At 59.6% G+C, this 23,071-nt stretch carries 19 protein-coding genes; 14 read left to right on the top strand and 5 right to left on the bottom strand.

The window, feature by feature from the left end; translation table 11 throughout:
• Positions 1 to 49: 49 nt before the first annotated feature.
• Positions 50 to 787, bottom strand: a complete 738-nt coding sequence (locus tag QRN59_RS22845; protein WP_284984719.1) for a sugar phosphate isomerase/epimerase family protein — start codon at positions 785 to 787, stop codon at positions 50 to 52.
• Between the two features lie 488 nt (positions 788 to 1,275).
• Between QRN59_RS22845 and QRN59_RS22850 the strand changes: the two genes are divergently transcribed.
• The 3 genes from QRN59_RS22850 to QRN59_RS22860 all read left to right on the top strand — a co-directional run bounded on the left by QRN59_RS22850 (position 1,276) and on the right by QRN59_RS22860 (position 3,307).
• Complete coding sequence (locus QRN59_RS22850) at positions 1,276 to 1,890, top strand: HAD family hydrolase (RefSeq protein WP_284984720.1); 615 nt, start codon at positions 1,276 to 1,278, stop codon at positions 1,888 to 1,890.
• 170 nt (positions 1,891 to 2,060) lie between these two features.
• The gene (locus QRN59_RS22855) at positions 2,061 to 2,648 is read left to right on the top strand and encodes a sugar O-acetyltransferase (protein WP_284984721.1); all 588 of its coding nucleotides are present in this window, start codon (positions 2,061 to 2,063) and stop codon (positions 2,646 to 2,648) included.
• Positions 2,649 to 2,653: 5 nt separating this feature from the next.
• On the top strand, positions 2,654 to 3,307 hold the full coding sequence (locus QRN59_RS22860) for a TetR/AcrR family transcriptional regulator (RefSeq protein ID WP_284984722.1): 654 nt from the start codon (positions 2,654 to 2,656) through the stop codon (positions 3,305 to 3,307).
• A gap of 269 nt (positions 3,308 to 3,576) precedes the next feature.
• Here QRN59_RS22860 and QRN59_RS22865 read toward each other — a convergent pair whose 3' ends face one another.
• Positions 3,577 to 4,275 (bottom strand): TetR/AcrR family transcriptional regulator, encoded by a 699-nt coding sequence (locus QRN59_RS22865; protein ID WP_284984723.1) that lies wholly within the window; start codon positions 4,273 to 4,275, stop codon positions 3,577 to 3,579.
• 327 nt (positions 4,276 to 4,602) lie between these two features.
• Between QRN59_RS22865 and QRN59_RS22870 the strand changes: the two genes are divergently transcribed.
• From QRN59_RS22870 to QRN59_RS22895, 6 genes are all read left to right on the top strand, one after another.
• The gene (locus QRN59_RS22870; RefSeq protein WP_284984724.1) at positions 4,603 to 6,216 is read left to right on the top strand and encodes a GMC family oxidoreductase; all 1,614 of its coding nucleotides are present in this window, start codon (positions 4,603 to 4,605) and stop codon (positions 6,214 to 6,216) included.
• Positions 6,213 to 8,006 (top strand): thiamine pyrophosphate-binding protein, encoded by a 1,794-nt coding sequence (locus QRN59_RS22875; RefSeq protein ID WP_284984725.1) that lies wholly within the window; start codon positions 6,213 to 6,215, stop codon positions 8,004 to 8,006. Before QRN59_RS22870 ends, QRN59_RS22875 begins: the two co-directional genes overlap by 4 nt.
• Before the next feature lie 14 nt (positions 8,007 to 8,020).
• Complete coding sequence (locus QRN59_RS22880; protein ID WP_284984726.1) at positions 8,021 to 8,857, top strand: sugar phosphate isomerase/epimerase family protein; 837 nt, start codon at positions 8,021 to 8,023, stop codon at positions 8,855 to 8,857.
• Positions 8,858 to 8,996: 139 nt separating this feature from the next.
• Positions 8,997 to 10,304, top strand: a complete 1,308-nt coding sequence (locus QRN59_RS22885) for an ABC transporter substrate-binding protein (protein WP_284984727.1) — start codon at positions 8,997 to 8,999, stop codon at positions 10,302 to 10,304.
• 29 nt (positions 10,305 to 10,333) lie between these two features.
• The gene (locus tag QRN59_RS22890) at positions 10,334 to 11,284 is read left to right on the top strand and encodes a carbohydrate ABC transporter permease (protein WP_284984728.1); all 951 of its coding nucleotides are present in this window, start codon (positions 10,334 to 10,336) and stop codon (positions 11,282 to 11,284) included.
• Complete coding sequence (locus QRN59_RS22895) at positions 11,281 to 12,135, top strand: carbohydrate ABC transporter permease (protein ID WP_284984729.1); 855 nt, start codon at positions 11,281 to 11,283, stop codon at positions 12,133 to 12,135. Before QRN59_RS22890 ends, QRN59_RS22895 begins: the two co-directional genes overlap by 4 nt.
• A gap of 185 nt (positions 12,136 to 12,320) precedes the next feature.
• Here the strand turns inward: QRN59_RS22895 and QRN59_RS22900 are convergent, their stop codons facing one another.
• Both QRN59_RS22900 and QRN59_RS22905 read right to left on the bottom strand, forming a co-directional pair.
• Positions 12,321 to 13,289 (bottom strand): LysR family transcriptional regulator, encoded by a 969-nt coding sequence (locus QRN59_RS22900; RefSeq protein ID WP_269998669.1) that lies wholly within the window; start codon positions 13,287 to 13,289, stop codon positions 12,321 to 12,323.
• 34 nt (positions 13,290 to 13,323) lie between these two features.
• Complete coding sequence (locus tag QRN59_RS22905) at positions 13,324 to 14,745, bottom strand: aspartate ammonia-lyase (protein WP_284984730.1); 1,422 nt, start codon at positions 14,743 to 14,745, stop codon at positions 13,324 to 13,326.
• A gap of 288 nt (positions 14,746 to 15,033) precedes the next feature.
• On the opposite strand from QRN59_RS22905, the gene hisD reads away from it, so the two are divergent.
• The 3 genes from hisD (at position 15,034) to QRN59_RS22920 (ending at position 19,359) form a co-directional block, all read left to right on the top strand.
• The gene (gene hisD, locus QRN59_RS22910) at positions 15,034 to 16,332 is read left to right on the top strand and encodes a histidinol dehydrogenase (protein ID WP_284984731.1); all 1,299 of its coding nucleotides are present in this window, start codon (positions 15,034 to 15,036) and stop codon (positions 16,330 to 16,332) included.
• Positions 16,333 to 16,461: 129 nt separating this feature from the next.
• Positions 16,462 to 18,726, top strand: coding sequence for a maltose alpha-D-glucosyltransferase (gene treS, locus QRN59_RS22915; protein WP_502871105.1), 2,265 nt, complete (start codon positions 16,462 to 16,464; stop codon positions 18,724 to 18,726).
• A gap of 387 nt (positions 18,727 to 19,113) precedes the next feature.
• The gene (locus QRN59_RS22920) at positions 19,114 to 19,359 is read left to right on the top strand and encodes a hypothetical protein (protein WP_284984732.1); all 246 of its coding nucleotides are present in this window, start codon (positions 19,114 to 19,116) and stop codon (positions 19,357 to 19,359) included.
• Positions 19,360 to 19,845: 486 nt separating this feature from the next.
• Here the strand turns inward: QRN59_RS22920 and QRN59_RS22925 are convergent, their stop codons facing one another.
• Positions 19,846 to 20,739: a LysR family transcriptional regulator gene (locus QRN59_RS22925; protein ID WP_284984733.1), complete on the bottom strand. Its 894-nt coding sequence runs from the start codon at positions 20,737 to 20,739 to the stop codon at positions 19,846 to 19,848.
• A 148-nt stretch (positions 20,740 to 20,887) separates the two neighbouring features.
• On the opposite strand from QRN59_RS22925, the gene QRN59_RS22930 reads away from it, so the two are divergent.
• Positions 20,888 to 22,048: an iron-containing alcohol dehydrogenase gene (locus QRN59_RS22930; protein ID WP_284984734.1), complete on the top strand. Its 1,161-nt coding sequence runs from the start codon at positions 20,888 to 20,890 to the stop codon at positions 22,046 to 22,048.
• A 92-nt stretch (positions 22,049 to 22,140) separates the two neighbouring features.
• Positions 22,141 to 23,071, top strand: a 931-nt coding sequence (locus tag QRN59_RS22935) for an aldehyde dehydrogenase family protein (RefSeq protein ID WP_284984735.1), incomplete at its 3' end; no start/stop codon positions are given.

The raw sequence follows: 23,071 nt of genomic DNA on the forward strand, positions 1-23,071 counted from the left end.
CCGACCGGACCCCGGCGGGTGGACGGGGTGGTCTGGTGCGTAGCGGCGCTCATGCTTCTGCGCCGGCTTCCAGGTACCGCAGTGAGGCTTCCATCGCTTCGAAGATGTCTCCGGCGTAGTCGTCGAACTCCACGACACCCACTTCCAAACCGGGGACCGCATCGAGTGCTCCCCAGATATCCATTTTCCCCTGCCCCGCGGGCACCTGGGCAAGGAGGTCCATATTCACGGGACCGTCTTTGATGTGAACCGCCACAACCCTGGTGCCCAGCCGTTTCAGGAGCTTAATGGGATCCTGGCCTCCAACGGCGGCCCAGTAGGTGTCGACTTCCAGGACCAGCTCGGGGTCAAGGAGTCCCTCGAAGTACTCCAGGGCTGTCTGGCCCTCGATGCTGGACTCGAGTTCCCATTGGTGGTTGTGGTAGCCGACCCGGATGCCGTATTCGGCGCCCTTCTTGGCCGCGGCGTTGAGCTTTGCCGCGGTGGCCTGGATGTCCTCGGCGGATTGCCAGTGCTCGGCAGGCAGGTACGGGTCGATCACGGTGGCAATGCCCAGTTCCTTGGCGGCCGCGAAGATCTCGTCCTGGTCCTGGCTCAGCAGCGGCGCATGCCCCGTTGGAGCAGAAACGCTGTTTGCGGCAAATGCGCTGGCGAACTCATCGGCGCGGGCAACAAAATCATAGGGCTCAATCCGGCTGTATCCGATCTCAGCAAGGCGCCGAATCGTGCCGGGGAGGTCGGCTTCGACAGCGCTGCGTACGTTGTAGAGCTGGACAGAATAGTTCATTGCGACGAATCCTTTGATTTGAGGGCGTGCGGAGATGCTGCTGGTGCACTGGTGTTTGACGGAACGTTGGCGGGTCGGACCGACAGTGCACAAGGATTACTTATGAAGTTTCGATAAAGCCTAAGGCAACCTTTTGGCCATTGGCAAGCAAAAGATGGCCACATCTCGATAAATCGTAACTGATGTGTACGATCGTCCCCATCCCTGTCGGGAGTGGTGGCTCCCTCGTGCAGGAAAGTGCCTGGCGATGATCGAAGTAAAAGGAGAATGATCTCTGTAAGCTTTCATTTGAAACTACATCGACCTATCATGTGAGAGAATATAAGGGATTGGTGAGCAAAGCGTCTGATTGATCTGCCATTCCCGGGGTCAGTCAGCCTGCCGCCGAGCGGCCCGACACGTCCCCGCATTCGTGGGTGGACCGTCGGCATCAAGTGCCTTCTGCTCAACCGGACTATCGATTCCTAATTGAAAGGCTGACTAAAGCTATGGCCGTGCAGTCAAGCGATGTGTTGATCTTCGATCTCTTCGGTGTGATCGCCAAAGATCAAAATCAAGAAGGTAAGGCCGCGCTGTTGGCCACTGGAGGTGTCCCGGAGAAAGACTTTTGGGCGGCGTACTGGGACCAACGTCCGCCATATGATCGTGGAGAGGTCACCGCCACCCAATACTGGACCGCTGTTTCTGACCAATTGGCCAGAAGTTTCGATCCGGACCGCATTAGGCAACTCAAAGAGCACGACATCGCCAGCTGGTCCGTCGTCGATGACCGGATGATCGCTCTGCTGGAGGATCTGTCCAGAACCCGACGTCTCGCGTTGCTCTCCAACATTCCTAAGGAGTTGGGCGAACACTTTCTGCGAAGACACCGTTGGCTCGACCTGTTTGAAGTCCGCGGACTCTCCTATCAAATTGGGTATGCAAAACCGGAACGGGAAACCTTCGAATGGTGTATCCGTGAGCTGGGGATTGAACCCTACCAGGCCCTCTTTATCGACGACAGAGAGGAAAACATCCGATCTGCGCAGGAAGCGGGACTCAGGGGCCACCTGTTTACCTCGAGCGAAGCGCTCAGCCACATATTGGAAGCGAACGTAACCTGATGGAGACGATCTCCCGATAAGGGCCGGTCCGGTGGCATCCGAGGGCACAGACCAATGCCGGAGGCGCCGCTATGGTCCGAGGGCCAGGGCATGCTTGTCACCGCGTGAGAGCTCGTCCTCCAGCTAAACGGGGCGGCCGGGCAGGGCATTTCTTTAGTACAGTTGTACACATGGCGGCTGAGTATTTCCGAGACGACCCCCGAAGCAACCACGAGCGGATGCTCGCGGGGGATCTCTACATCTCCGATGATCCGCAGATCCTCGCTCGACAGCAACGTGCAATTCGCCTGGCCGGGGCATACGCTTCTGCCTACTATGAGGACATAGATGCGGCTCAGTCGTTCATACATGAGTTGATCGGCTGCTTGGCCGAAGGTGCCCATATAAGGCCTCCCATATTCGTCGACTACGGATCCAATATCAGCATCGGCGAAGGCACGTTTATTAACTACAACCTCACTGCTCTTGACGTGGCCACGATTTCAATTGGAAACGATTGCCAAATTGGCCCGAATGTCCAACTACTGACGCCGACCCATCCTGTGGCGGCTCAACCCCGAAGAGACAAGTTGGAGTCGGCCAAGCCGATTGTCATCGGAGACAACGTGTGGTTGGGCGGGGGAGTCATCGTCCTTCCCGGTGTAACCATTGGCGAAAACACCGTCGTGGGTGCGGGGGCAGTCGTCAGCCGCGACCTGCCTGCCAATGTCGTAGCCATGGGGATACCGGCTAAAGTCATCAAGACCATTGAAAGCTAAAGGAAATGGCAAAACGGCGGGTAGATCCGGATCGGCGTGACCGAATCATTGAAGCGACCTTGGATCTGATTGCTGCCGAGGGCGTGGCTGGCACGTCACATCGGAAAGTTGCGGCCCTTGCAGATGTCCCCTTGGGTTCCATGACCTATCACTTCGCAGGAATGGACGAACTTCTGCACGAAGCGTTCACGCGTTTTGCCACCCGCATTAGCGACCGGTTCGAGCGGCGTATGAATGAGGCCTCGACCATTGAAGCGGCCAAAGACGCTGTCGTCGAGATGATCATGGAGGATACCTATGGCGATCGGGACGCTCTGGTCCTGACGTTGGAGCTCTACACGCTGGCGGCCCGCCAGGCGAAGTTCCGGCACCTCACTCATGATTGGATGATGCGCAGCCGCCGTGCCTTTGAAAGGTACTTCGACCCGGATGTGGCTCGACAACTGGACGCGCTCGTCGAAGGACTTTCAATTCATCGAGCCTTTGAACCGCGCGACGACGACCGCGAGTTGGTTTCGAACGCCGTCGACAAACTACTAAGGGAAGCGCCGTCGCAGCGGGCGGCGTCCTCGCCGGTTGACGCTTCGATCACCTTTTCCGACGAGCTTCATACAACAGTGTCCATGCCCGCTCGTCGTTTGCGCCGATCCGGCGGTTAGTCGGTGACGCGGCGTTGCAATGCAAGAGCGAGCAGATCTCGGGACACGCCTTCCAACGCCATCTTTCTCTGTTGGCGCTTGCGATGGGATGAAGTGGTCCCGAGGTCTCCGCATGTCACAGTGTGCGAGGGTTGTACATCAAAGCGGTGACTCGAGCTGACCCTCGTTTCCCCGTCAAACGGGTCGTGGAACACCATCTCGTGGGGCCTGGCCGTAGGAATCGGTCCAGCGTCGTATGCACCATACGAAGTCTTCACGTCTGCTTCTTTCTAAGGATTTCGTGACGGGCCCAAGGACCAAGAGCCAGCGATCACTCTTGCCACTGGGTCGGCTGCAAGCGGCTCTCCTTCCGTAGAGGCAACGCCCCTACGAAGAGTCAGGCCGTCCATGAGAATCTCCACAATCTCGGCCGTTGTTGGATCGAAGTACCGTTTGAGGATTCTGGCGCTACCTTCTACCCACTTGTTCGCGATGTTGCGCAAAGCAGGTTCGCGGATGACCAGGGCCTGAAGTTCGCGAGACAGCGCCAAGTGTCGAGGAGGATCAGCAGTGGCGTCTTCGTGGATCATCGCCAAGATGACCTTGCCTGCGTCACGGTGATCTCGTGCCGGCTGGAGCCGATCCTCGAGCCGGGCGAGGGACTGGCTCACAAAACGCTCGAATCCTGTCTCCAAGAGCTCCTGCATGCCGCTGAAGTGGTAGGTCATTGACCCCAGGGGAACATCAGCCCGGGCAGCGATACGCCGGAAACTAGTGCCGGCCACACCATTTTCAGCGATGACCGCGAGCACTGCGTCAATAATCCGATTCCGACGATCCGGATCAAAAGGTCGGATTCGGAAGGCTCTGGCGACGTCCGGGGCCGGACTTGGTGGCAGCACTTCTGAATCCTGGTGCCGGGTGGCATCTGAACGGGCGGACCACTCCGCCTCAGCGGGAAAACTGTCCGGCGGATCCTTCGTATCCATCAACGCTGCACCTTCCGCAGGTGTACTCACGTACGTTGTTTCCGATGTGTACGATCGTGCACTAGATTTCTTATGCGTACGATCGTACACTAAAGAAACAGAATGTGAGCAAGGCCACTTACGGAGGGTCCCAACTTGGGGCAAATCCACTTGTCGAGAGACTCTAACCAAACTTCATGCTTGAGTAAATCCATAATCAGTGTACTCTTGCTTATAGGTGATGTGACTCTCAATCGTGACGGACTGCAAAGGTTCGTAGTCCGCTGGCGGGTTCAAACTCACGCACCGGGGCCCAGTAATGGCCAGAACCGAGAGGTAAATTCCAAAATGACTGTTGAGACTTCTTTGCAGATCGATGGTCCTGCAAAGTCCAGGTACGACGTCGTAATCGTCGGAAGCGGCATGGGCGGCGGTACGCTGGCCTACGCATTGAAGGATGCAGGCGTGAGTGTATTGCTCATCGAGCGCGGAGGGTTCGTTCCCCAGGAGAAACAGAACTGGGACCCCGACGCCGTGTTTGAGCAGGGCCGATACAAAAATGCTGAAAAGTGGTACTCCGACACGGGAGAAGCTTTCAGCCCTGGTACTTATTACTACGTCGGTGGCAATACCAAGTTCTACGGGTCATCCTTGGTGAGGTTTCGACGCGAAGATTTTGTCGCGAGCGAACACGAGGACGGTACTTCACCAGCTTGGCCGTTCACGTACGACGACATAGCACCCTATTACTCGCGCGCCGAGAGGGTGTACAAGGTTCATGGGGACCAGCACGATGATCCCACGTTGCCCCGCGACGAGCCCTTTCCTTACCCTGCGATCGGTCATGAACCCGAGGTGCAGGCAGTTGCGGATGGGCTGACCAAACAGGGACTGACTCCGTCCAGCATTCCCTTGGGAATCGACTGGCGCCAGGGCGGTGCCTGTATCCGCTGCCGCACTTGCGACGGTTTTCCATGTCGCGTCCTGGCCAAAATGGATGCCGACGTCGCGTGTGTACGGCCGGCCCTTCAAACGGGCAACGTGGAACTGCTTACCGAGGCGTATGCCGAGAAGGTGCTCACCGACGAGTCCGGCCAGACCGCCACGGGCGTACAGCTCGTCCACAACGGGAAGGCCGTCGTCGTCGAGGCCGGAAAGGTGGTCGTTTCTTGCGGTGCCGTCAACTCGGCGGCGCTCTTGCTCCGGTCCGCCACGGACAAACACTCCAACGGCCTTGCCAACTCCTCGGGAATGGTTGGCAGGAACTACATGGTGCACAACAACAGCATCATGATCGCCTTGCACCCCAAGAGGAACAAAGTTGAGTTCCAAAAGACGCTCTACTTCAATGACTATTACCTCAAGGGCAACGCGGATTTTCCGTACCCGCTCGGTCACGTGCAGTTGATCGGCAAGCTCCAGGGCGCGATGCTGGCCGGGCAGAAGCCGCTCATCCCCAAATGGGCCCTGGATATTGCTGCCGGCCACAGCATGGATTGGTGGCTCTTCACGGAAGATCTTCCCGATCCCGAAAACAGGGTAACCCTAAGGAATGACGAAGCCATCCGGATCAGTTGGAAACCCAACAATGTTCGGGCGCACCAGCACCTCGTCAAGGAGATGAAACGCATTCTCCACAAGATGGGCTATCCACTGATCTTCAGTGAAACCACTGGAATTGCTGTCAATTCCCACCAGGCCGGAACGATCCGGGCAGGAGATGACCCTCGGTCGTCCGTCCTCGACGCCGACTGCCAGACCCATGATGTCAAGAACCTCTTCGTCGTGGACTCGTCCTTCTTCCCCTCACTTCCCGTGATGAACCCGGCACTGACGATTGCCGCAAATGCCTTCCGTGTCGCGGAACAAATCGTGCCCGGCGCAGCCCCGCGCCAAGCCGAGACGCGCGCCCCGGAATTCCTACCGCTAACCCCCGTATTTAGAGGAAGTAAGAACAAATGACTGATCAGCAGCTGACCGGTGGACAGATGATTGTCGACTGCCTCATCCGAGAAGGTGTCGAGCGCGTCTTCGCCGTCCCCGGACACGGCAACACAGCACTTTTGGACGCCTTCGTTGACCGCGCCGACGAGATCGAAGTAATCCCCGCCATGCACGAACAGGGCGCTGCCCACATGGCTGACGGGTACTACCGCGCTTCTGGCAAGATCGCCGCCGTCTGCACCTCGATCGGACCGGGGGCAACCAACACCTTGACCGGCCTGGTCACAGCCTTCGCAGACTCGCAACCCTTCATCCTGATTACAGGCGCCGTGCACACCTACATGGAAAACCGCGGCGTCCTCCAGGAAATTGACCGGCCGCACGGGAACAATTTCCCTCGCATGGCCGAACCGGTAGTCAAGCGTTGGTGGCAGCCCAGCCGCCTTGAGCAGATCCCCATGGTCATGGACCAAGCCTTCAACACCATGTACGAAGGGCGGCGCGGTCCTGTACTGGTGGACGTCCCGCAGGACCTGCAGGCGGAATACGGCGACTACAAACGGGTACCAGGTTCCCGCCGAGCCCAGACCCGTGCAACCGGCGACGCCACCGCCATCGCCGCAGCCGTGGAACTCCTCAAGTCTGCCAAGCGGCCGGTCATCCTTGCTGGCGGCGGCGTCATTGCCGCCGAAGCCAGCGAAGAACTCCGCGCTATCGCCGAACGCCTTGGTGCGCCAGTGACTCACTCGTTCATGGGGAAGGGAGCCTTCCCGGCTGACCACGAGCTGTATGCCTGGCCATGCGGAGACATGGGTTCCATTTCCGGGAATGGCGTCACCCGGACGGCCGATATCATCCTCGCCGTCGGATGCCGATTCAGTGACCGCATCACGTCTTCCTACAAGGAAGGCGTCACCTTCAACATCCCGTCCATCACCAAACTCGTCCACATTGACATCGACGGATTTGAGATCGGCCGCAACTACCCCGTCGAGGTCGGAATCGTCGGCGACGCGAAGTCCTCGCTGGCCGCCATTCGGGATGCTCTGGGCGACGGACCTGACTACCACGGCACCGAGTACTTCGCCGAGCTTCAGGAACTCAAAGGACGCTGGGAAGAGCACCTGCGGCCCATGCGTGAAACCGACCACCTCCCCATGACCAATTCACGGGCAATGGTAGAAATCCGTAAGGCACTTCCCCGCAAAGGCATTCTGGTTACTGACTCGAGTAACCCCGCAAACCAGGCCTTCAACGAGTTTCCCATCTACGGACCGAAGACAAACATCGTGGCCGGCGGTATGTCCGGAATCGGCTTCGGCCTCCCCGCTGCCATCGGCGCGCAAATCGCCGTTCCCGGGACTCCGGTCCTGGCCATGGTCGGAGACGGCAGCTTCCTCCAGACAGGCACTGAGCTGTCCACCGCAGTCATGCTCGGCACACCTTTGGTCGTCGTCGTTCTGAACAACGGCGGGTGGGAAGCCATCAAGGACCTGCAGATAAGCCTGTTCGGCGCAGAACGCCGTCTGGTCACCAATTGGAGCACTCCTGACGGAAAGCCGTACTTCGCCAACATTGCCGAGTTCGCACGTTCCCTGGGCTGCACCGCAGAGCGGATCGAAGACCCCGCAAAGCTGACGGAGGCAATCGAACGTGCCTTCGCCACCGAGGGACCCGTCGTCATCGAGGCCATGAGCGCCACCGAGCTTCCGTGGACAGAGATGCACCCGACGGGTTGGTGGGACATCACCGTTCCGGCATACCACGGAGACACCCGCGATGAATACGTCGCTCAGCGCGGGTTCTAACCAGGAGAAACATCATGGGTGACATCAAACTCGGACTCAACCTAGAATTTGCACGATACGAAAACGGCTCATTCGACTGGGCGATGGACCGTGCCGCAGAAATCGGCTACCGCTACATCGAACCCATGGTCCACTGGGGCCGGGAGCTGCTCAGCGAAGCCGGCTACTTCCACAGCCGGTCAATGCTGGACGACCCGCTCAAGCTCAAGCAAGCAGCCGAGAGCAGGGGACTGCAGATTTCCTCACTCTCAAGCCATGCGCCACTTGCCAAACCCGACATCGCCGTTGACTACCTCAAACAGTCCATCCGATACGCGGCCGAGTGCGGGGCACCAATGATCATGGTCGACGACGGCCCCATGCCGACGTGGACCACCGAAGAGGAGAACTTCACCCTGATGAAGTACACACTCCAGGAGGCAGCCCTCGTGGCCGAACCGCGCGGGATCGCCATTGCGATCGAAACCCACGGCCCCTACACGGCCACGCCGGCCGGGTTGGATCGACTCATGAAACTGATCGACTCGCCGGCCCTGACGATCAACCTGGACACCGGCAACAGCTATCTGAGCGGAAACGATCCCCATGCGTGGCTGGAAGACATCGTGTCAAACGTCACGCACATGCATGCCAAAGACATCTCAGTCGAAGACGCCAAGAAGTATCGAGGCAAAGTCCGCGGGATGCTCGGCTGCGCCTGCGGAGAGGGTGTCATCGACTGGGAACGGGTCGTCCGCACCCTCGCAGATGCCGACCACGATGTGGTCCTCTCGGTCGAATGCGGATCGCTGGATGCGGCTGTAAAGAGCCACAACTACCTCAGCAAGCTGATCTCAATGGTGCGCACCTAGCAGAGACCAGGTAAGCATCCGGGGCCGTCCGAATCCGGCGATGGTCGGCCCCTGAACCAGATGTCAACGCGAGGGCGGGAAAACCACGGACAACGATGACCACTCCCGTCCCGTTCACACCAGCAAATAAGGAGAAGCCATGAAGAATATACTCCCCCCCACCGCCATGTCTCGTCGCGGTTTCCTCGCCCTCACCGGGGCGGTTACCCTGACTGCCTCCGTCAGCGCCTGCGCCGTCGGCGGAAACGCATCGGCAAGCGGCGGCAGTACTGTCAAGTTCTGGGACATGCCGTGGGGCGACAAAAACTACACCGATGCGGCCCAAAGCTTGGCGCAGGCCTACAAGCCCGGTGATGGCATGCCGGGCGTGTCGTACCAGCAGGTCAACTGGGACGGGTTCAACCAGACGTTCTCCTCCGCAATCGCCTCCAATACAGGACCGGCCGTTTCCACCGGTGGAGGTTTCCAGGCGTTCCAGTTCGCGAAGCAGGGTGCCATCGCCTATGCCGACAACCTCATCGATTCCTTCAAGAAGGACGGCACCTACGACGACTTTCTCCCGCACACACTGGATGCGATGAAGACCTCGGACGGCTACGTCGGCATCCCGTGGAACCTCGACGTCCAAGTCTTCTGGTACCGCAAGTCGATCCTGGACCAAATCGGAGCAACGCCGCCGCAGTCCTGGGATGACGTATTGGACGTGGCAAAGAAGGCTTCTGCCAAGGGTTATGTCGGTTTCGGCATCAGCGGGGGCAGCGGAAACTACGGACCCATGGCCGTGCTGAGCCTGATGATCAACAATGGCGGTGGCCTCTTCAACTCCAATGGCGACCTCGACATCGTCAATGACCGCAACGCGGAGGCAATTGATTTCCTCACCGAGCTCATCAAGCAGGGTGCCGTCGATCCGGGCTCCGTGAGCATGAAGGACGACGATCTCACCACTCTCTGGACGAACAAGAAGGTAGCCCTCGGATTCCAAAGCCCGGCATTCAACAACGTCGTCGGCGACGAGAAGGACGTCCTCGTGACGGACCCCCTCAAATCCCGACGTGGCGAAGTCGGGGGGCTCTACTACGTGAACAACATCATGATGTACAAGAACACACCGTCCCAGGCCGGGTCTGAAGCGTTCACCTCGTACTACATCAAGAACATGAAGACGCTCTGGCAGAAAGGCGTCATGCAGGGCCTGCCCGCCCTGAAGTCCATCACGGAGCTCCCGGAATTCAAAGCCAACGTACAGAACACGGCGGTCGTCGAGAAATGGCAGCCCATTTGCAAGACCACCGCGGCACAATCGAGCGCCCTCACCGCCAAGCTCGCGACCATCGACGGCGGTCAGGCGATGACGGACTTCTGCCAGACCGTCCTCGCCGGAAAAGCCCCGTCCAAGACCATCCTGACCAAGCTTGAGAGCGACATCAAGGCCGCCATCTCCTAGCGAAGCAATAGCGAAAGCCGTCACACACCATGAGCACCTCCGTTCGCCGCACTGAACCACCCTTGACGGTGAGGACGCCGACCCACGAACCGCGGAACCGCCGCCGAAGGAGCAGTCCCGGCCGCGCGCCTGCAACCAAGCTCTTCCTGATCTTGCCGTCAGTCGTCATACTCATCCTCACGAACGCGTACCCGATCGCCTACGCCGCCTTTCAGGCCCTGCACAACGGGAGCCTGATCTCACCAGGGGAATTTGTCGGCGTCGACAACTTCGCGAAGGTCCTGGCCGATCCTGCCTTCTGGCGGGCAGCGGGATTTACCGCTGTCTTCGCGGTTGCGGGGGTCTTCGGAAGCTGGATCATCGGGATCGCAATCGCACTTCTGCTCCGCACCCGGATTCCAGCCAAGGGACTGCTGAAGACAATTCTCCTGCTTCCGTGGGTTGTGCCGATTGTCGTTTCGGCTATGTCCTGGAATTGGCTCATAGGAACGAGTTCCAGCCCTGTCCCGACGATCTTCCACGCGCTAGGCTTCGGGGACGCCATTTTCCTCTCCGATCCGCTTGGCGCCCAGATCACGGTCTGCCTGTTCGAGATCTGGGTCAACTTCCCGTTCATGATGCTCATGATGAGCGCTGCTCTGAGTTCCGTAGATGAAAGTATTTACGAAGCCGCCAAGATCGACGGCGCAAACGCCCGGCAACAGTTCCGTTACATGACACTGCCTATTATCGCGAAGCCCACGTACATCTCCTGGGTCTTGATGGCGATCTTCTGCGTCAACGACTTCCCGACCGTGTATCTCCTGACCCACGGCGGCCCGGTCGGCGCGACGAACACCCTGGTTGTTCTGGCCTACAAGACTGTATTCCAGAACTTCCAGACAGGCCCGGGCGTTGCCATCGCCTTCCTCATGACCCTTGCATTGGCCATCGTGGCCGTGCTGCTCTTCCGTCAGATCCGAAAGTCGACCTCACAATGACCACCACAACACTCAGAACCAAGATCGCAACACCACGGCGGTCCGTCGAAGCAGGAAGCCGCGGGCAATGGCTGCGCTTTGCGATCCTTGTCGCACTAGCAGCATTCGCCCTCATTCCCATTGCGGGAACCGTTGGCCTCTCCCTTAGGGCGAACAATGGGACCGGCTCCCTAACCCTGGATAACTTCGCCAAAGTGCTGAGTAGCAGCGGCACGGTCGCCTGGCTGGTCAACAGTCTCCAGGTTGCATTGGCGACAGTCGTGGTGTCAGTAGCAGTCGCGGCACCGGCCGGCTATGTTCTATCGCGAGGGAGGGGCCGGCTCGTCGGAGCCTATTCCCTCCTGCTCTTCGTCGTCCAGGCCCTTCCCGTGATCACGTCCGTGATTCCGTTGTTCATCCTCTTCTCCCACATCGGTCTTGCTGACAACCTCGTCGGGATCACGATTCTGTATGTCGCCAGTTCCATGTCTGTGGCAACCTGGATGATGGCCTCCTACATGGACGGGATCCCTGGGAGCCTCGAAGAGGCGGCATGGATTGATGGAGCATCGGTGTTCAAAGGGTTCCTTCACATCGTGCTCCGGAACTCACTGCCAGGTGTACTCTCGACCGCCATCTTTACCTTCCTGATGGCGTGGAACGACTATCTTGTCGCATCGATCTTCCTCCGCTCGGCAGGAACCTTCACGCTGCCGATCGGCGTCCAGACCTTCTTTCAGCAGCATTCGACCGACTGGGGATCAGTTATGGCGGTTGCCGTCATCATGCTGCTGCCACCCACGATCATCTTCGCGACGCTGAACAAGTTCTTCAGCGTCGGAGGTGTCGCGGGATCATTGGCAGGTCAGTAGAAGTTCGCGGCACTGTTTCGCGGGCGCGGGCCGTGTGACACCCGGCCCGCGCCACGTTCCTAGAAAATTGGCCTTGGTCCGAAGGCGAAGTGGCCGGCATCCGGGAGGTGCCGGCCACTTCTATTTCTGAAAGAACCGATATCGGCGGGGGAGACGTATGGACCTCGGCTCGACGGACTCTGTGGTCAGTGATTCTCGGTCAGAAACGCTTCGATGTCGTGCGCGCCGTCGAGTATTTCGGCGGTGCCATGGTCCGAGGTCTGGTGGTCTATAAGGGCTGAATGTGCCAAACGGGCCATCTCTTTGGTCGGGGGGGAGAGAAGCTGGCCGTGCCTCTTGATGAGTGCCAGAGTGTCGAACATTGGCTCAGCCAAGGAGACGGCTTGCAGCCCGCGCGGGAAGACCTCGGACTCAAGGGAAGCCCTGCAGGCGATGGTGTCACCGAATCCGTCGGCAGCCAGTGACAGTGCGGCTGAAAGATATTCGACTTCGATACCTGCATTAAGCGATAAACCACGCAGCCGAGCCCGTGCAGAGAGCTGCTTTCGAGCCGGATCTGTCTGGGCGTAGTGGGCATCGTAGAGGATCAGGGGAGCGCTGCAGATTGCGGCGATATCCGGGGGTGTCTGGACACGCTCCGGAACGGCACTGACGTAGACCACCTCATCCCGGGCCAGGGGGAGTACGTCCAGCCGGTCGTCATCAATCGGCAAAGTGACCAGGCCCGCTTCAAGATGTCCCGAAACGACGTCACTGACTGTTTCGGCACTATTCTGCCCCACGAGGCGGATACGTACATTCGGGTGTTTCTCGCGAAAGCGCTTGGCCAGATCCTGACGGATGTAGAACTCGGCATTTCGCAGGAGCCCGAATGTTGCGGTACCACCGCCCAGGGAAAGCAGGGCGTTCACTGCTTCGGTGCCTTGCTTGGCGGAGAAAATGGTCTGCTCCGCGTAAGGCAGCAGTTCCTCCCCGGCCGCCGTGAGCACGAGCGCCCGGCCACTGCGGTTGAACAGTGGCACGCCAAACTCTGATTCCAACCGGCGGATGAGGTCCGACACTGCCGGCTGGCTCATGCCCAATTCAACGGCGGCAGCGGTGAAAGTCTGTCCGCTGGCTGCTGCCACAAATGCTTCAAGTTGGGCCAAAGTCATAAGTCAATCCTATAGCTCATGGGTAGATGATGCTCTATCGCTCCTTGGCGGATATGCCACCGCCGGCGATTGCCTGGGGATGAAGTAGCCGGCCCAGGAGTTCCGGGTCGAGGAGTTCCTTGTCCAACACGAGATCAACAACAGCCCTGCCAGTGCGCAGCGCTTCAGCGGCAATCTCGCCGGACATGTGGTACCCCAGATAGGGGCTTAGAGCGGTGACGATGCCAATGCTTCGAGCGACATGGTCTTGAAGTGTTCGTTCGTTGGCTGTAATTCCGTCGATGCAAGCGACCGCGAGTGTGTTTGCCGCTATCCGGAGGTGGTTGATGCTTCGAAACAGGCTCGAGGCTATGATCGGCTCGAAGGCGTTCAGTTGCAGCTGTCCGGCTTCCGCCGCGAGGGATATCGTGACGTCGGCGCCGATGATCTCAAATGCCACTTGATTGACCAGTTCCGGGATGACCGGGTTCACTTTCCCGGGCATGATGCTGGAACCGGCTTGTCGAGCGGGAAGGTTGATCTCGCCGAACCCGGCGCGAGGTCCAGAAGAGAGGAGGCGAAGGTCGTTGCTGATCTTGGACAACTTCACGGCTGACCTCTTCACAGCGGCGGAAATCAGAACGAAAACGCCGCAGTCCTGAGTAGCTTCTACAAGATCGGGGCTGGTTGTCACGGGTAATCCTGTGACCGCCTCAAGGTGTTCTCGAACTATCGACGCGTAGTGGGGATGTGTGTTCAATCCGGTCCCGATCGCCGTCGCCCCGAGGTTGATTTCGTGCAAATGCACCGCCGCCTCGGTCAGCCGTGCAACATCCTCTCTGATGGTGACGGCATAGCTTCTGAATTCCTGGCCCAATGTCATGGGTACCGCGTCCTGCAGTTGCGTTCGCCCCATCTTCACAATGTTGTCGAACTCCTGCGCCTTTCGTTCACACGCTGCCTGAAACTTCTCGAGTGCACCGACGAGGCCATGGCAGCCGTGGATGGTGGCAAGTTTCAGGGCGGTCGGGTAGACGTCGTTCGTCGACTGGCCCATGTTGACGTGTTCGGTGGGGCTGACGAGACCATATGAGCCTCTTGGTTCGTTAAGGTGCTCCAACGCGCGATTGGCGATGACCTCGTTGGCGTTCATGTTTGTTGAGGTTCCGGCGCCTCCCTGGATCAGGGGAACGGGAAACTGGTCGTGGAACTCGCCCGATCGCAAGTCCCGGCAGGCGGCAACGATGGCGGTGCCCACGTTCCGATCCAGCAATCCGAGGTCCATATTGGCTTTTGCTGCCGATTCCTTGACTGCCGCGATGGCACTGACGAGGCCGGGCGCACTGCCTACCGTTTCCCCGCCCAGTTGGAAGTTCTCCATCGCCCTGAGCGTGTGGATTCCCCAATACGCCTCAGCGGGAACCGCGCGGACACCCAGCAAGTCTCGCTCCACGCGCGTTCGCTGTTCCTGATCCATGATCCGTCACCTAACTCCGGGGGTGGCTGCTACTGGCCGCCACCAATCCAGGGCCGAACATGCCAAGCCTGAAGTGGTCGCGCGTCCAGATATAAGTTAACCTTTTGGAAAATAATCAAAGACTAGCATTTGCTTTTCCTAAATGCTAACCTGTGATGCACGAAGGATAAGGAAAAGCTTGTCACTCTGTTCCAAACCAAAGTGTAATGCTATGGTTTTGTGGATTCCAAGTAACGAGGAGCACACGCACTACCTGTGCTCTGGCTCCAGCAACGAAAGAGAAAACCATTGCGCACTTCCCTCAAGAATGCTGACGTCACCATCTCGGACCCCACCTCGTCTTCAGGCGTGAGGGAAACGGTCGAAACGGTCATCGCGGACGTTCGCGAACGCGGCGACGGAGCCGTTCGGTCCTACTCCGAGAAGTTTGACAAGTGGTCCCCCAAATCATTCCTCCTCTCCCAGGATGAGATTGATGCCGCTATCTCCCGGCTCCCGGAGCAAACGGTTGAAGACATCAAGACTGTCCAGCGCAACGTCGAAAGGTTCGCCCGGCTGCAGCTTGAATCACTGACCGAATTCGAAGCCGAAGTCGAACCCGGCGTCATCCTCGGCCAGAAGAACATTCCGATCGACGCCGTAGGTGCCTACGTTCCAGGCGGTCGTTACCCGCTTCTGGCCTCAGCCCATATGACGATCGTGACCGCAAAGGTTGCCGGCGTACGTAGGGTTGCCGCCGCCACCCCAGCGGCCGGGGGAGTAGTCCCCGACGCCTCGATTGCCGCCATGCACTTCGCAGGAGCGGACGAAATCTACTTGCTCGGCGGGGTTCAGGCGGTCGCCGCCCTGGCCGTCGGCACCGAGACCATCGCACCCGTGGATTTTCTTGCCGGCCCCGGGAACGCCTACGTCGCGGAGGCCAAGCGGCAGCTCTTCGGTGAAGTTGGCATCGATCTCTTCGCAGGCCCCACCGAAGTTCTCATCGTCGCCGACGAGACGGCCGATCCGTTCTTAGTCGCCGTTGACCTGCTCAGCCAGGCCGAACACGGTCCCGACTCTCCTGCAATCCTTGTCACAACCTCGCAAGAGGTCGGACAAAAGGTGCTCGAAGAAATCGACCGTCAACTGCTTGGCTTATCGACCCGCGCAGTCGCAGAAGTAGCTTGGCGCGACCACGGCCAGGTGGTTCTGGTCGATGACCTCAAAGAGGCCTACGCCGTCGCCGACGAATTTGCCAGCGAGCACGTGCAGATCCTGACGGCCAACCCCCGCGAAGCACTGGACAGCATGATCAACTATGGAGCCCTGTTCCTGGGCGAAAATACCTGTGTCTCCTTCGGTGACAAAGTCATCGGCACCAACCATGTCCTTCCGACCCGCCATGCCGCCCGGTACACCGGTGGACTGTGGGTCGGGAAATACATCAAGACCGTGACCTACCAGGAAATAACTTCGGTCGCCGCCAGTGCCGAACTTGGCGAACTACTGGGTAGAGCGGCCCGGGCGGAGAACTTCGAAGGCCATGCACGCTCCGGTGACATCAGGGCCGCTCGCCTTGCAGGAGAACGGCCGGCCTGGGCTTCCTAGCCCTATGTCGGTGGAGCGCAAACCGCACGCGCTCCACCGCGCGGTTCGCGGAAGCGATGGTCTAGTGCGGACACTTTCGCCTAGGCTAACGGCCACAGCAAAGTCTGGAAGGGACGAGGAAACCTGCAAATGAACACTCCGGAATCCATGAACCGTCAATCAGTCGAAGATCCGGGCGAGGACCAGGCCGCGACGGCGGCCTTGTCTGAGATTACCTACGATGAGCAGTTCTATCCTGCCCGCCCCCGTCAGCTTCGTCCCAAGGCCCGCCGTCGCCAAACACTGGATGAAGGCCGCCCGCCGTTTGACCCGGACGCACGGAACGCCGTGTATGTTGAGTGGCTGAGAAACCAATCCATGCTCGGCGACGCAGACGCCATGTCAAGGCAACTGTCCGGCCAGGCGAGCATGTGGCAAAAACCGTTCGCACATCCAAGCCCCCGCTCAGCCCTGGACAGGGCGTCGGTATGGTTCACTGCGTATCCCTTGTCCTTCATTACAGCTCCCGGGCAATCGTTCCTAGGTGCCCTGGCGCAACCCAGTCTTTGGGATGCATTCCAGGAAATCGGCATACATGCCCTGCACACGGGTCCCGTGAAGCGCGCCGGGGGAATCACCGGCTGGGACTACACGGCCAGTGTGGACGGACACTTCGACCGAATCAGCATGGCCATCGATCCGTCCTTCGGGACCGAAGAAGAATTCCGAGCAATGTGTCAGGCCGCCGCAGATCACGGCGCAACGATCGTTGACGATATCGTTCCCGGGCATACGGGCAAGGGCCCGGACTTTCGCCTGGCCGAAATGAACTACAAAGACTATCCCGGGATTTACCACATGATCCAAATCCCGGAGTCAGACTGGCATCTGCTCCCGGACGTCCCCGAAGGTAAAGACTCGGTCAACATCAGCATCGACGCCGAAAAGGCACTCCAAGAGGCCGGCTACATCATCGGCCAACTGCAGCGCGTGATCTTTTACGAACCCGACATCAAAGAAACGAACTGGAGCGCCACACGGGCGGTTTCCGGCATGGACGGCACGATGCGCCGGTGGGTCTACTTGCACTATTTCAAAGCCGGACAGCCGTCCATCAACTGGTTGGACCCGACTTTTGCAGGCATGCGCCTTGTGATCGGCGACGCGCTCCACTCACTGGTGGATCTTGGAACGGGAGCCTTAAGGCTGGACGCGAACGGATTCCTCGGCGTAGAGAAGAGCGCGGAGGAACTTCCCGGCTGGTCAGAGGGGCACCCCTTGTCCCAGGCCGCGAACCAGCTCATCGCGAGCATGGTGCGAAAGGTCGGGGGCTTCACTTTCCAGGAACTCAACCTCACCATCGACGATATAAAGGAAACGTCCGTAAACGGCCCCGATCTCTCCTACGACTTCGTGACCAGGCCTGCCTACCACCACGCACTTGTCACTGGAAATACAGAGTTCCTTCGCCTAACACTCCGGCTGGCAATGGAGGCCGGCGTCGATCAGGCCTCCCTGGTCCACGGGCTGCAGAACCACGACGAACTGACCTATGAACTCGTCCATTTCACCACCCGGCATAAGGACGAGACCTTCAACCTCTTCGGCCAGAACCTCACCGGCGCCGGCGTCGCTGAACGGATCCAGAATGATCTCCGGGACGGCCTCACGGGAGAAGCCGCGCCGTACAACCTGCTGTTCACCACCAACGGCATCGCCTGCACCACCGCAAGTGTCATCACAGCCGCACTGGGCATACGGGACCTCCAATCCATGACTGCCGAGCAGGTGGATCAGGTCCGCGACGTGCACCTGCTCTTATCGATGTACAACGCGCTCCAGCCCGGGGTTTTTGCCCTCTCAGGCTGGGACCTCTGCGGGGTTGTTTCCGTGGACGCCGACAAAGTGGCTCAACTAGTGTCCACGGGCGACACCAGATGGATCAACCGCGGCGCGCACGACCTGATGGGGGTCAACCCCGGCGCAGCCGAGTCGTCCTCCGGCCTGCCCAAGGGGAGGAGCTTGTATGGAACGCTTCCGGAGCAGCTGAAGGACGAAGCGTCTTTCGCACGAAAGTTGTCCGCCGTTCTCACTAAACGCGAAGAGCTCCAGCTTGCAAAAGGCGAACTCATCGATGTCCCTGACGTTTCGCACCCAGGGATGCTCGTCATGGTTCAGCGGCTTCCCTCGGACGCCATCGCGGTCACTGTCCTGAACTTCACCGGCGAAGACATTTCCGGAACGGTCAATTCGGCACTTCTGACCCCCGGCGCCGAGGTAATGGATGCTTTCACTGGAGAGACTCTCAATTCAGTGGACGACCTCCACAGTTTCTACTTCGATGTCCCTGCCTTCGCGGGAAGTCTCCTTGTGCTTCGGGAACCCGCACCAAAAGGCGGCGAAGAAGTTGAGTGAGAAAACCGGGCACTTCGGCCGGCCGGTGCAAGGTGTGAAGGAAGAGGGCCACATGGGCACAAGTATTTTACGGCACCGCCGTCGTGATGCAGCGTTACCTCCGCATTGGCTTGAGACTGCCAGACTCTGGTGGTCACGCAGGGGCACCGGGAATCAGATCGAAGAGCCAGCCCATTGCCCTCCGTCAACGATGCTTCCCAGCGGCAGCCTGTTCAGTACGATCCATGCGGGACGCCGTACCCAATTTTCAGGCACCAAATCGGAATGAGCGGCAGGGGCTTGTCTGCGCAAGACCTCCACCCCGTCCCCCGACGCGCTGGGGGATCGATCTGGCGTGCAAAAGAAACAGCCAGGGCACCTACCTTGGCCCCTAACGTTGGAAACCCTATGAATGATTACTACGTCGCCGGCGTCGTACGCCCCGCCGCCAGCGGAAGCGATCTCCGGCTCCGAGATGATTGGAGTCTGGCCAAGGGCCAAGTCGTGGAAGTGCGCCACTTCAACCTTCCAACCCGCACTGGATTGGTGGAAGATGTTACGGCGGACGGCTCCATTCTCTGGCTTGCGGCCGATGGTCCCGCCACCCGAACCCTGGTCGACAGATCAGAAGGATATGAAATCTGGGGCGAATAGAGGCGGCTTTCAGAACGCAGCCCTCACCTGATCAAGCCTTTCACGATACGAGCCGATCAATATCATCGGCCAGTTCTGAGCGACGCCGTATCCCTGGACCGAGACAAGCCGTTCCTGCTGCCAGCAGGAACCAACCAACAATGGCTACGACTCCGATAGCGAACATCGTGGCAACGTCGGTGTAGGACGGACTGAACGTCGCCCAAATAAGAACCGCCCCGAGAAAGCACGCCGCGGAACCCAAACAGAATGCTAAGGCGACTGCCACGCGTGAGGCCACGGACCACATCCGGACTTGTAAAATGATTGTGTGCACCGGTCCACCCTTCATTGACTGGCCGAGAACAAGGACGGCCACCAGTCCAACCGATGGTGTCTTTGTATCGCGCATCGGTCCACAGGATTGCTGGCGCGTTACAGAGGGCGGAGACCGGACCGGCCGTTAGGGCAAATGTTTCCTTTAGTGCAGGGGCCGCGTTGGACTGCCTACTGTATTGGCTCCAGGTAGGGGTGGGAGGCCGCGAGGTCGAAGAGCGCGCTATGGACGGCCTTCGTTCGCGCCAGACGCTGAAGTTCGCGCGGAACCGCGAGCCAGTACTTCCTGCGGATGTGAACCGTGTCCGCAAGAATCCGCACGAGGCGTCGATCGGATTCGCCGATGAACAATGGAAGAACTGCCACTCCAAGACCGGCAACCGTGGCCATCCACTGGCCCGTGATGTTGTTTGTCTGAATGGCGGGGCGTACTCCAGGCAGAGCCGTGTCCAGGAAGCGCAAGTCGGGAATGTCCAGAAGTGAATCCACGTAGCCGATGACCGAATGGTCTTGCAAGTCATCCACGGCTGCGATGGTCGCGCTGCTTTCCAGATACTGTGGGGCGGCATAGAGGCCCAGCGGATACGTTGCCAGCGCTGTGGCCTCGACACCGCGAATGGTAGGCTCCGCCAATGAAATCCCAAGGTCGAACTCCTTCGTGGCAAGAAGGTTCAAACGCGTCGCCGTGACGATCTCGATGGCAAGATCGGGATGTCTTCTTCTCAGGCTTCCGAGCCCGGGACTCAGCACGAAGGCTCCGAAGCCATCCGGGGTCGCGATACGGACGGTTCCCGACAACCGGCCTGGCTCGGATCCCAGCTCTTCCGCCGCCGCCAAGAGCGACGATTCCACGGCCTCAGCATGAATAGCTAGCTGCTGACCGGCCTCGGTGAGCGTCCAGCCACCGGTCGATCGTACGAAAAGCCGGGAAGCCGCGGCTCGCTCAAGGTGGGAAATTCGCCGTCCCACAGTGGTGTGATCCACCCCGAGGCCTCGAGCAGCGGCTACCAGCTTCCCGGTCCGTGCAACCTCAAGAAAGAAACGTAGATCATCCGCAGAAATCACCCCCTTAGCCTATCGTGCAAATATGCACAACGGAGGGCATGTCTGGGCATTGATTCGGACTCGAAATGCATTGAGACTTGAACCGGATATTTAGACGGAACCGCCTCGGATGCGTAGATGCACGGGCGGTCAGAAACGAAGGTGTTCCATGGTTGCAAACATCGCTCTTCCCCGAGTCATGAAGGTCGGAAGGGGTGCCGTAAATCAAGTGGGCACCCTGCTTGAGGAACTGGGCGCAACCCGGCCCCTCATCGTCACGGATTCGTTCATGCTGACTACAGGCAGCGTTGATTCCATCATGAACTCGATCCAGCGGAGCGGTTTTGAGGCTGCGGTCTTCTCAGGCGTCGTCCCCGATCCTACGACTGCTTCCCTGAGTGAGGGCGTCGCAGCCGTGCAGGACCATGAGGCTGACATCATCATTGGTCTTGGTGGTGGAAGCGCGATTGACACCGCTAAGGCCCTGGGCCTGCTTAGTCGCCAAGGCGGCCAAATGCGGGATTTCAAGGCGCCCCGGAACAACAACGGACCTTCTATTCGGGTTGTTGCGATTCCCACAACCGCGGGCAGCGGCTCGGAAGCTACTCAGTTCTCAATTATCAGCGACTCTGAGACCCACGAGAAGATGCTCTGCGCAGGGATCTCGTTCCTTCCAGTGGCGGCAGTAATTGACTATGAGCTCACCCTCTCAATGCCGCCCAGGTTGACCGCAGATACCGGGATCGACGCCTTGACCCACGCGATCGAGGCCTATGTCAGTCGGAAAGCCAACTCATTTTCGGATGCCTTTGCTGTGTCTGCCATTCGGGCTATCGGCCCAAACCTGCGGCTCGTCTACGCTGACGGATCGAACGCGAAAGCCAGGGAAGCGATGATGCTTGCCTCGACCCAAGCAGGAATCGCCTTTTCCAACTCCAGCGTGGCCCTTGTTCATGGAATGAGTCGGCCGATTGGTGCCCACTTCCATGTTGCCCACGGTCTGGCCAACGCAATGTTGTTTCCGACTGTCACGGAATTTTCGGTCTCTGCTGCCGCGCCAAGATACGCCGATTGCGCCAGGGCGCTTGGAATTGTGAGTTCAAGCAGCCCGGACCAATATGCCGCCGAATCTCTGGTGGCTGAATTGCACGCCCTCAACCGCGACCTCAAGGTCCCAACACCCGAAGCCTTCGGCATCGACCGCGCAGCCTGGGAGGAAAAGATACCGCTCATGGCCGAGCAGGCGCTCGCTTCCGGTTCCCCGGGCAACAATCCTCTCGTTCCGGACGCTGAGCAGATCCAAGCCATCTACAAGGAAATCTACGCGTAACTTCCTCCAAAACGACCGGACGAACGACTGTCTGCCGGGGCCAACACCCGGTACGGCCTCTCCTCATCTGAAGACTCTGAAAAGGATCCACCATGACCACCATCAAGCATTTCATCAACGGTGTTGAAACCGCCGGCTCCGGCGACCGCAGCCAGCCGGTCTACAACCCGGCCACCGGCGCCGTCTCCGCAACGCTGCGGCTCGCGAACCGGGCCGATCTGGACGCCACCGTCGCCGCGGCGAAGGCCGCTGCGGAAAAGTGGGGTGATTTCTCCCTGGCCAAGCGCACCGCGGTGCTGTTCACGTTCCGCGAACTGGTCGCCTCGCACGTGGAGGAACTCGCGGCCCTGATCACGGCCGAGCACGGCAAGGTCATCTCCGATGCGAAGGGCGAGATCGGCCGCGGCCTCGAGGTCATCGAGTTCGCCTGCGGCATCCCGACCCTGCTCAAGGGCGACTACTCGGACCAGGTCTCCACCGGCATCGACGTGTTTTCCTTCCGGGAGCCGCTCGGCGTCGTGGCCGGCATCACCCCGTTCAACTTCCCCGTCATGGTGCCTTTGTGGATGGCGCCGATGGCGATCGCCACGGGCAACGCGTTCATCCTCAAGCCCTCCGAACGCGACCCTTCCGCCTCCATGCTGCTCGCGAAGCTCTGGAAGCAGGCCGGCCTGCCCGACGGGGTGTTCCAGGTCCTGCACGGGGACAAGGAAACCGTCGAGGGCCTCCTGACGCACCCCGACGTGGACGGGATCTCCTTCGTCGGTTCCACCCCGATCGCGAAGTACGTCCACGAAACCGCCACCAAGCACGGCAAACGGGTCCAGGCCCTGGGCGGGGCGAAGAACCACGCGATCATCATGCCCGACGCCGACCTGGACAACGCGGCCGACCACCTGGCCGCCGCCGCGTTCGGTTCCGCCGGGGAACGCTGCATGGCCATCTCCGTCGCGGTCGCCGTCGGGGACGCCGCGGAGCTGCTGGTCAAGAAGGTCGAAGAGCGTGCCCTGGCCGTGAAGGTCA

The organism is Arthrobacter sp. efr-133-TYG-118, from assembly GCF_030209755.1.
GTDB lineage: Bacteria > Actinomycetota > Actinomycetes > Actinomycetales > Micrococcaceae > Arthrobacter.